This window comes from Mycobacterium sp. DL99, assembly GCF_004762045.1.
Lineage (GTDB): Bacteria > Actinomycetota > Actinomycetes > Mycobacteriales > Mycobacteriaceae > Mycobacterium.
This window is the reverse complement of record NZ_SJOM01000007.1, coordinates 2344184-2353554: the sequence shown is the minus strand read 5'-3', so window position 1 is coordinate 2353554 and position 9371 is coordinate 2344184. Positions and strand designations below refer to the sequence as shown.

Sequence of the window (9371 nt, the reverse complement as noted above, 5' to 3'; positions counted from 1 at the left end):
AGCGCGTCAGGAGTGGTCGGGCTGTATTCCTCGCCGTTGAACCGCATGGTCGGCGTGGAATTGATTCCGGTGGCCGCGGCCATGCCCTGCACCATCTCCACGTAGCGGCTCTTGGTGATGCAGTCGGGCACCTCACCGGCAGCGCCGGCCTGGCGGGCGAGTTCGATGATCCGGGCGTTGTCCGGGTAGACACCGCCGCCCTCCGCAGGCTGGATTCCAGGCGTGAAGAGCGCCGAGTGGAAACGCCGGAACGCCTCGACGGACTCGTCGGCGACGCAGTAGCCAGCGCCGCCGGCCCGCGACGAGTAGCCGTTGCCCATCTTGTCCAGGATCGCCACCATGTGGTAGTCGACGGCCACCGCGCCGGCGTCGATCAGCTTGTTGATCGTCGGGCCGAACTGCTGTTCCAGATGACCGCACGCCGGGCACAGGAAATCCTCGTACATGCTCAGCGTCACCTTGGGCTCAGTGGTGCCCTCTTTGGTGATGACACTGGGCGCAGCGACGTGCACCGCCCTGGCCTCCCCGGAGGCCGGCCGCTTGTGGCCCGTCGTCACGATGTAGAGCACCAGGCCGACGGCGAACAGCACGACAACGGCTGTCAGCCCGATCTGAACGAACAGGTTGCGCTTGCGGTCAGCCGCCTTGAGGTCGTACTTCGCGGTCTTCTTCGGTTTGGCCACGTCGACAAGCGTACCGGCGTCGACAGGTCAACTTTCGGCGTGGCTGAGATGTGCGCGCAGCGCAGAGATCATTGCGCCCGTGGCGGCGGCGCTGCCGCCTCCCAGCGGGAAGAAGTTGGCGAACGCGTGGATCAGCGACCGCTCTTCCCGGAGGTCCACGACCACCCCGGCGTCGCGCATCGCCCCGGCATATCGGTTGCCCTCGTCCCGCAACGGATCGAACCCGGCAGTGACCACCAGCGCGGGCGGCAGGCCGGAGAGATCTTCACTGAGCAACGGTGACACCAGCGGATCCTCGGCCGATACCTCGGCGCCGTCGAGGTAGTGCCCGGCAAACCAGTCCATGTCACGCTTCCCCAGGAAATAGCCGTCGGAGAACAGCGTCTTGGATCGCGTCTCGCTCGACCAGTCGGTGACCGGGTAGAGCAGCAGCTGGAGCGCAGGTAGCGGCAGTTCGGAGTCGCGGGCCTGTTGGGCCACGACGGTGGCCAGGTTGCCGCCCGCGCTGTCTCCCCCGACGACGATGCGCGTGGCCCCCAGGCCGGCGGCGTGGTCGAGTGCCCAGCGGTAGGCCGCGTAGGCGTCGTCGACTGCGGCCGGCGCCTTGTGCTCGGGCGCGAGCCGATAGTCGACGGAGATCACCTGGATTCCGCCGTCCCGGCAGATCAGCCGGCACAGGCTGTCATGGGTGTCGAGGTCACCGATCACGAAGCCGCCGCCGTGGAAGTACAGCAGCAGCGCCGAGATCGCCGGGGACCCGGTGCCGTCGGGGACGTACCGTCGCGCCGGGATCGGCCCGGCCGGCCCGGGAATCGAAATGTCGGTGACATCCGCTCGGATCCGGGCCTTCATCATGGCCGCCGTGGCTCGCAGCGCGGCCCGCGAGACGGCGACACCGGACTCCGGACTGTAATCGGCGACCAGGCCCCCGACTCCGGCCGCGTGTTCTGCCGCCAAGGTGAATTGCAGGGTGGTGTCCAGGGTGTTGCCGTCGACGGTCACCGAACGCCCGCCGAGCAGCAGCCGCTTGGTCCGATCCGAAATCCTGGGAATCGCGGCCAAGGTCAACCCGGTCGCCCGCTCAAGCAGCACGTGTTTGACCGTGTCCCGGCGATGACCGTCAGGTCCGCCTCCGGCTTGTCCGCCTGGCAGACTTTCAGTCATGGCTGCTCCCTCTGTGAGTCCTCGTGTCACGCTCAACGACGGTAATTCGATACCGCAGGTCGGGTTGGGGGTTTGGCAGACCCCTGCCGAGGAGACCGAACGCGCGGTGACCGCAGCCCTGCAGGCCGGGTATCGGCACATCGATACTGCCGCCGCCTACCGCAACGAGGCCGAGACCGGCCGCGGCCTGCTCAACTCCGGGGTCCCCCGCGAAGACGTGTTCCTGGTGACCAAACTGTGGAACAGCGACCAGGGATATGACTCCACCCTGGCTGCGTTCGACGCGAGCCTGGACCGGCTCGGCGTCGACTACCTCGACCTCTACCTCATCCATTGGCCGGTACCGGCCAACAACGCCTACGTCGACACGTTCAAGGCCTTCGCACACCTCCACGATCAGGGCCGGGTCCGCTCGATCGGGGTGAGCAACTTCGCGCCCGAACACCTCACTGTGCTCATCGACGTCACCGGCATCGTGCCTGCGGTCAATCAGATCGAATTGCACCCGCTGTTTCCGCAACGCGAGCTTCGTGAAGTGCACGCCAGATTGGGCATCGCCACCGAGGCATGGAGCCCGCTGGGGCAGGGTTCGCTGCTCACGGATCCGGTGATCACCGGCATCGCCGGACGGCACGGTAAAACCCCCGCACAGGTACTGATTAGGTGGCATATCCATCTGGGTAATATCGTCATCCCCAAGTCGGTGAACCCCGAGCGCATTGTCAGTAATTTCGACGTGTTCGATTTCGATCTGGACGAAACGGACATGGCGGCCATCGCCACGTTGGAGACGGACACCCGCCTGGGACCCGATCCCCGAACCTTCAACTTCACAGGATAGGTGACATGACCTCCTCGGACGGGGCTGCGATTCCCACCGTCACGCTCAACGACGACCGTACGATCCCCGTCGTCGGTCTCGGCGTCGGCGGCCTCTCGGATTCCGAGGCAGAGCGTGTCGTGTCCGCGGCGCTGGAGGCGGGCCACCGGTTGATCGACACGGCGGCGGCCTACGGAAACGAGGCCGGCGTCGGGCGCGCCATCGCGGCATCGGGCATTCCGCGCGAGGAGATCTCGGTCACCACCAAGCTGGCCATCACCGATCAGGGTTTCCAGTCGTCCCAGAACGCCGGGCGGGCCAGCCTGGAGCGGCTGGGCCTGGACTACGTGGACCTCTACCTGATCCATTGGCCCGGCAACGACATCGGCAAGTACGTCGACAGCTGGGGTGGGCTGATGGCACTCAAGCAGGAGGGGCTGGCCCGCTCCACCGGCGTGTCCAACTTCAGCCCCGAGAACCTCTCGACGATCGTGGACCTGACCTTCGTCGCACCCGCGGTCAACCAGATCGAGCTGCACCCCTTGCTCAACCAGAGCGCCTGGCGGGCGGCCAATGCCCAGTACAACGTCACGACCGCGGCCTACAGCCCGCTCGGCGTCGGCAATCTGCTCGACAACCCGGTTGTCACGGCCATCGCCGAGGCACACGGCAGGACCCCGGCACAGGTGCTGATCCGCTGGAGCATCCAGCTGGGCAACATCGTGATCTCCCGGTCGACCAACCCGGAGCGGATCGCGTCCAACCTTGAGGTGTTCGGCTTCGAGCTGACCGCCGAGCAGATGGACAGCCTCAACGGCCTCGACGACGGCACCCGGTTCCGGCCGGACCCGGCGACGTTCACGGGCTAGCCACGTTCGCGGGTAACTCCCCGCGCGAGCAGACGAGAAACCCCCTTTTCCATTGGAAGAGGGGGTTTCTCGTCCGTTCGCGATGGTCGTCGGCACATCTGCAATCGTGCCTGCACCGGTGTATGTCTCCGAGCCCTTGACGTTCGTGCGCGCACACTCCATTATTTGAACATGTTCACTGAACATGTTCAGTCACGCGCCGCCGCCAAGGACGAGACCAGGCGCAAGGTCCTGGTGGCCGCCGAACGGCTGTTTCGCAGACAGGGTTTCGTTGACACGACCATCCGCCAGATCGCTGCGGAGGCGGGCGTCAGCACGGGCACGGTGATGGGCGTCGGCGATAAGGACGGCCTGCTGATCAAGGTGTTCGACGACTGGATCGCCGCAGTGCATGCACACCGACCGGGAGGCGAACGGCAAGAGCCGTTGACCCCCGAAGGCGCGGCCGACGCGGTGATCGATCTGCTCATGCCGTTCTTGCGGTATTTCGCCAAAGATCCGGCCCTGTCCAGGCAGTACTCGTCGATCGTCGTTCGCGGCACCCACGAATCAGCGATCTTCGGCGACCTCGCCGTCGCATTGGTCACCGAATTTCAGGCAGTGCTCGCACGAGCCGCCCTCTGCGATGCCGCCGCCGCGCGCGCAGCCCGAGTCGTCTACTTCGCGTATCTGGGCATCGTCATGACCGGTGGCAATTACGTGTCCGGCGGCGCATCGGTGCCCGACCAACTGCGCGATGCGGTCCGCTCCGTGATCGAGCATCCACAACAAGGAGATGATTTGTGACTGGCGTTCCGCACTACTGGTGGCCTACAGCCCTGTTGGCGCTTGCTCTCTTCGGCGATGCCGTGATGTCAATCCACCCACCACAGTTCATCCGCAAATGTTTGGAGGGAGTGCGCCTTCCGCAGGACTGGTGGTGGGCGTTGGTGGTAGTCAAGTTGTTGGCTGCGGCCGGTCTGGTGGCTGGATTGAGATATCCCGGTATCGGCGTGGCCGCCAACGTCGGCGTGATCGCCTACTTCCTCTGCGCCATCTATGCGCACTATCGTGCCAAGTTCTTGAAACAGGAGTTCTGGCTCAATTGCCTGGGCATGCTTGCGCTCTCGGTCGGAGTCTTCGTGGTGTCATACCTGCTGTGACCACCTCGCGCGGGAGTCACTCAGCCCGTGGGGCAGGTGCCCGCGGCTTCGCGCAGCACCCCGGCCGACGCGGTGTCGACCGGGAGCGCGTAGCCGCGCAGTACCTCGACGAACTGCACCGCGTACTGACACCAGAACGCCCGGTTGGGCGGCATCCAGTGGGCCGGCTCCTGGTCGCCCTTGTCCTGATTGGGTTTGCCGGCGACCGCCAACAGATTGGCCGGGTCGTTGGCGAACCGCAGCCGCAGATCGTCGGGCCAGTCGCGGGCCCCCAGATCCCAGGCCAACGCCAGCGGCACGATGTGGTCGATCTGTACCGATGCGCCGGTCTGATTGCCGCGGACGAACGACACCACCGCATTCGTGTACGGATCGTGCAGCGTGCCGGTCGCCACGGCGTCCGGACACCGCTTGATCGCGACGAACGTCTTGTCGACGAGGTCGCGGTTGAGGATGTCGTTACGGGTGTCGCAGCCGTTGTGGCCACCGGGCGCGCTGTTGTCATCGTCCCAGGACTCACCGAACGCCGCGCGACGATAGTCGTTGCCGCGCACCCGCACCGGAATCTCTGGCACTCCGGCCAACAGGTCCACCCCGGCGGCGATAGTGGGCGGTTGCGCCTGGGCCGCGAACCGCACGGAGTGTTGGGTCGACGTGCTCACCTGGACGGCGACCACCACCGCGAGTGCGACTGCCGCGGTCAGCCACCACACCCGGCGGCGGGTCATGTCTTGTCCAGGTATTCGACGCGGTCGGTGTTCACGAACTGCGCTGCCAGCAGATCCATCCCGGGATCGTGCGGGCTCTGCGAGTAACGCTGCTCGCAGAACGCCCGGGCCTCTTGGATCACTTCGAGGTGATCCCGCAGGGACAGGAAGCGCAGATTGATGGTGCGCCCGGATTGGTTGAGGCCCAGCACATCTCCCTCGCGACGCTCATCGAGATCCAGATCCGCCAGAGCGAAACCGTCGAGCGTTCCGGCCACCGCGGTGATGCGGGCACCGGCCTTGGAGGTCTCGGGCAGCCGGGTGGCAAGCAGGCACAGGCTGGGATGCTGACCACGACCGATCCGGCCGCGCAGCTGGTGCAGCTGGCTGATGCCGAACCGGTCAGCGTCCATCACCACCATCATCGTCGAGTTGGGTACATCGACGCCGACCTCGATGACGGTGGTACACACCAGCACGTCGATCTCGCCGGCCCGGAACGCACCCATCACGGCGTCCTTCTCATCACCGGACAACCGGCCGTGCATGAGCCCGATCCGCAACCCCGACAACGGGCCTGCGCTCAACCGATCGAACAGATCGACCACCGTGATGGGCGGTGGGCCGCCGCGCCCGTCGTTCTTGTCGCCGGGCTTGTCGGATTCGTCGATGCGTGAAGCGACGACGTAGGCCTGCCGGCCCGCGCCCACCTCCTCCCGGATGCGGGCCCAGGCCCGGTCCAGCCAGGCCGGCTTCTGCGAGATGAAAATGGTGTTGGTGGTGATGGGTTGACGGCCGCGGGGTAGCTCGCGCAGCGTCGAGGTCTCCAGGTCGCCGTACACCGTGAGCGCCACGGTGCGCGGGATCGGGGTGGCCGTCATCACCAGGAGGTGGGGAGTCAACCCATCACGGGCCTTGGCACGCAATGCATCCCGCTGCTCGACGCCGAACCGGTGCTGTTCGTCGACGACCACCATGCCGAGGTTGTGAAACTCCACCGCATCCTGCAGCAGGGCGTGCGTACCGACGACGATTCCGGCCTGCCCGGACGCCACCTCGCCGCGCACGGCACGCTTCTGCGGCGCCGTCATCGACCCGGTGAGCAGCGCGACACCGGTGGCCGTCTCGGTGCCGCCGAGCTGTCCCGCCATTGCCAGCGGCCCCAGCACGTCACGGATCGAACGCGCATGTTGGGCGGCAAGCACTTCGGTGGGCGCCAGCAATGCGCACTGGTAGCCGGCATCGACCATCTGCAGCATCGCCAGCACCGACACGATGGTCTTGCCCGAACCCACCTCGCCCTGAAGCATCCGGTTCATCGGCCGTGTCGACGCCAACTCTCCCGAGATAACCTCCAGCACTTCGGATTGCCCGGCGGTCAGCTCGAAGGGCAGCCTGCCGCGCATCGCCGCGGCCAACCCGCCGTCGATTCGCGGTGCGGGAGGACCGGATTCGCTCAGCTCGCTGTAGCGCCGCGCCACCAGCCCCCACTGCAGCCCGATGGCTTCGTCGTAGGTCAGACGCTCACTGGCCCGCTCGCGCTGGGTGGAGTTCTCGGCCAGGTGGATCGCCCGTAGTGCCTCGTCCTCGGATACCAGGTTGTGCTGGCGGACAAAGTCCTCCGGAAGCGGATCCGGGATCGGGTCGAGCATGTCGAGGGTCTGCCGCACGCAGGCGTAGATGTCCCAGCTCTGAATCTTGGCCGACGCCGGGTAGATCGGGAAGAAGTCCCGCTCGAACTCAGCCAGCATGTCCTCGCCGCTGGCCCCCGACGCCGACGCGATGGTGGTCAACGACTTGGTGCCGATCTGCTTTCCGGGTGGCGGATTGAGCACCAGGAACGCCGGGTGGTTCAACTGCAGGGTGTTGCGGAAGTACTTGACCTCGCCGGAGAGCATCAGGCGGGTGCCCTCCTCCACCTTGTCAACCATCCACCCGGCATTGAAGAACGTGGCCGTCACCGCGGGCCGATGATCGCCCAGGGCCACCCGCAGGTATTTGGCCCGCCTGGTCCCGCCGGATTTCGTTCGGACGGTCGACTTCATCTCACCGACCTCGGCTTTGGTCACCACGTCGATGAAGGTGACGTGTTCACCTTCTTCCAGGTCGAGCGCCTCACCCTCCTCACGCACCGTCATACCGTCGCTGTATTTGCGCGGGTAGTGCCGCAGCAGATCGTTGACCGTGCGCAGGCCGAAATTCGCATTCAGCTTGTCCGCGTTCTTCTTTCCGACCACGAACTCGAGGCGGTCGCTGAGACTGACCACTACTCCACCCCGATCAGCAGGGCGTCACCGCGGTGGCCGGTGTGATAAGTCACCAACTCGGCGCCGAGGTGCTCGCGATGGACATGGGCCTGCAGCGCCTCCCCCACCGCGCCGTCAACACCATCCCCGGTCAGCACCGTGATCAGCTCTCCGCCCGCCACCAGCATCAGATCGATCAATCCGGCGGCCGCGGTGGTGATGTCGGGCCCCACGATCAGCACCTCATCGCCTGCGATGCCCAGCCCGTCGCCCGGCTTACAGGTACCCGCCCACGTCAACGCCTCTTCGGTGGCGATCCGCACGGCTCCGTGCCGCGCCCCTGCCGCTGCTCGCGCCATGGTGTACCCGTCATCGACCGCTTGTCTGCTCTCGTCGTGGACCGCCAACGCGGCCAGCCCCTGCACCATCGAGCCGGCCGGCACCGGCACGACATCGATGCCCCGCCCGATCGCCGCCGTGCAGCCCGCCACCAACTCCTCGGCGGCGACGTACCCATTGGGCAGCACCATGACCTGGGCAGCGCCCACGTCGATCAGGGCACGCAACAACTGCTGGGCGTTGATGGGCTGGCCTCCGTCGGGCCGTAATACGTGCGCGCCCTCACCGGCGAACAGTTCGACGCCGCCGTCCCCGTCGACGACGGCCAGCACCGCACGCTCGCGGGCCCAGGCCCCGGCAGACCGCAGGCCCGGGGCCCCGGTCAGGGCGGTGATCTGGATGCGGTTCAGCGCGCCGACCGCGAGCCCGGCCTCGACCGCAGCCCCGGCGTCGTCGACGTGGACGTGAACCGAGTACTGATCACTTCCCGAAGCGGCGATCGCCACCGACTCGCCCATCTGCTCGAGCGCGGCCCGCAACCCCTCGACGGCGGGTGCGCCGCATCCGGTGAGCAGGTACATGACCTCGAACTGCGGCGCGGCCTCTGCGGCGGCAAGGGCCGTGACCGCGAGTGCGGCCTGCGGTGAGGCCGGGGTGTACACCGGCCGCCGCGGCGCATGCCCGACCAGGGTCGCTGTCATCGCGTCGAGCAGGACCAACAGACCGCGGCCACCGGAATCGACCACGCCGGCCCTGGCAAGCACGTCGAGTTGCTGTGGTGTGCGATCCAGGGCTGCTGATGCGGCATCGCCGGCGGCGGTAGCCGCATCGGCGACGTCACCTCCCCCGGCCGCGCAGTGTTCGGCAGCCTCGGCCGCGGCCTCCAGCACCGACACGATCGTGCCCGGCACGGGCTCACCCATCGAGGTGACAGCCAGGGCTGCCGCATGGCGCAGCGCCGCACCGAACAGCGCGGCGTCCACAACGGCAAGGTCGCCGTCACGCTGGGCCGCCGCGGTGGTGACCACCTCGGCCAGGCCGAGCAGAATTTGCGACAGGATCACCCCGGAGTTGCCGCGGGCCCCCTGCAACGCCCCGGCCGCCAACGCGCCGGCCACCGACGGGATGTCCCCGCCTACCGGTTCTGCATCGGCATGCGCCCATGCCGAACGCATCGTGAACAGCATGTTTGTCCCAGTGTCCGCGTCGGCCACCGGGAACACGTTGAGCCGGTTGATCTCGTCGGTATGGGTGATCAGGTCATCAACGGCAGCGTGGGCCCATGCCCGCAGAGCAGGGGCGTCCAGCCGCCGAGCCGACATCGGACCTCCCAATCCCCATCAGATCCCACAGAATCCCGCGGCCGTCCCCCGCAGTCACCGCCGTGGGCGCCAGCCTATC

Annotated in this window: 9 protein-coding genes; 4 read left to right on the top strand and 5 right to left on the bottom strand. The window is 66.9% G+C overall.

Features of this window, described 5'->3' with window-relative positions; all coding sequences use genetic code 11:
• A partial coding sequence (locus tag EYZ64_RS11835; protein WP_135459959.1) for a DsbA family protein occupies positions 1-683 on the bottom strand: 683 nt, incomplete at its 3' end.
• Positions 684-710: 27 nt separating this feature from the next.
• Positions 711-1847, bottom strand: coding sequence for an alpha/beta hydrolase (locus EYZ64_RS11830; protein ID WP_167857794.1), 1137 nt, complete (start codon positions 1845-1847; stop codon positions 711-713).
• 13 nt (positions 1848-1860) lie between these two features.
• Here EYZ64_RS11830 and EYZ64_RS11825 point away from each other — a divergent pair, with 13 nt between their 5' ends.
• The 4 genes from EYZ64_RS11825 (at position 1861) to EYZ64_RS11810 (ending at position 4678) form a co-directional block, all read left to right on the top strand.
• Positions 1861-2688, top strand: coding sequence for an aldo/keto reductase (locus EYZ64_RS11825; protein ID WP_135459957.1), 828 nt, complete (start codon positions 1861-1863; stop codon positions 2686-2688).
• A 5-nt stretch (positions 2689-2693) separates the two neighbouring features.
• Positions 2694-3536, top strand: coding sequence for an aldo/keto reductase (locus tag EYZ64_RS11820; RefSeq protein WP_135453599.1), 843 nt, complete (start codon positions 2694-2696; stop codon positions 3534-3536).
• A 171-nt stretch (positions 3537-3707) separates the two neighbouring features.
• Entirely contained in the window at positions 3708-4322 is a 615-nt protein-coding gene (locus tag EYZ64_RS11815; RefSeq protein ID WP_135453598.1) for a TetR/AcrR family transcriptional regulator, read from the top strand.
• Entirely contained in the window at positions 4319-4678 is a 360-nt protein-coding gene (locus tag EYZ64_RS11810; protein WP_135453597.1) for a DoxX family protein, read from the top strand. The genes EYZ64_RS11815 and EYZ64_RS11810 overlap by 4 nt, the downstream gene beginning before the upstream one ends.
• A 20-nt stretch (positions 4679-4698) precedes the next feature.
• Here EYZ64_RS11810 and EYZ64_RS11805 read toward each other — a convergent pair whose 3' ends face one another.
• The 3 genes from EYZ64_RS11805 to EYZ64_RS11795 are packed head-to-tail and all read right to left on the bottom strand — an operon-like array spanning position 4699 to position 9292.
• On the bottom strand, positions 4699-5406 hold the full coding sequence (locus EYZ64_RS11805) for an HNH endonuclease family protein (RefSeq protein ID WP_135453596.1): 708 nt from the start codon (positions 5404-5406) through the stop codon (positions 4699-4701).
• On the bottom strand, positions 5403-7652 hold the full coding sequence (gene recG / locus EYZ64_RS11800; protein WP_135453595.1) for an ATP-dependent DNA helicase RecG: 2250 nt from the start codon (positions 7650-7652) through the stop codon (positions 5403-5405). Before recG ends, EYZ64_RS11805 begins: the two co-directional genes overlap by 4 nt.
• Positions 7652-9292 (bottom strand): DAK2 domain-containing protein, encoded by a 1641-nt coding sequence (locus EYZ64_RS11795; protein WP_135453594.1) that lies wholly within the window; start codon positions 9290-9292, stop codon positions 7652-7654. The genes recG and EYZ64_RS11795 overlap by 1 nt, the downstream gene beginning before the upstream one ends.
• Positions 9293-9371 lie beyond the last annotated feature (79 nt).

Coding starts and splice junctions, on each gene's coding strand:
- EYZ64_RS11830 (WP_167857794.1), bottom strand. CDS start 1,847: ATGACTGAAAGTCTGCCAGGCGGACAAGCCGGAGGCGGACCTGACGGT.
- EYZ64_RS11820 (WP_135453599.1), top strand. CDS start 2,694: ATGACCTCCTCGGACGGGGCTGCGATTCCCACCGTCACGCTCAACGAC.
- EYZ64_RS11815 (WP_135453598.1), top strand. CDS start 3,708: ATGTTCACTGAACATGTTCAGTCACGCGCCGCCGCCAAGGACGAGACC.
- EYZ64_RS11805 (WP_135453596.1), bottom strand. CDS start 5,406: ATGACCCGCCGCCGGGTGTGGTGGCTGACCGCGGCAGTCGCACTCGCG.
- EYZ64_RS11795 (WP_135453594.1), bottom strand. CDS start 9,292: ATGTCGGCTCGGCGGCTGGACGCCCCTGCTCTGCGGGCATGGGCCCAC.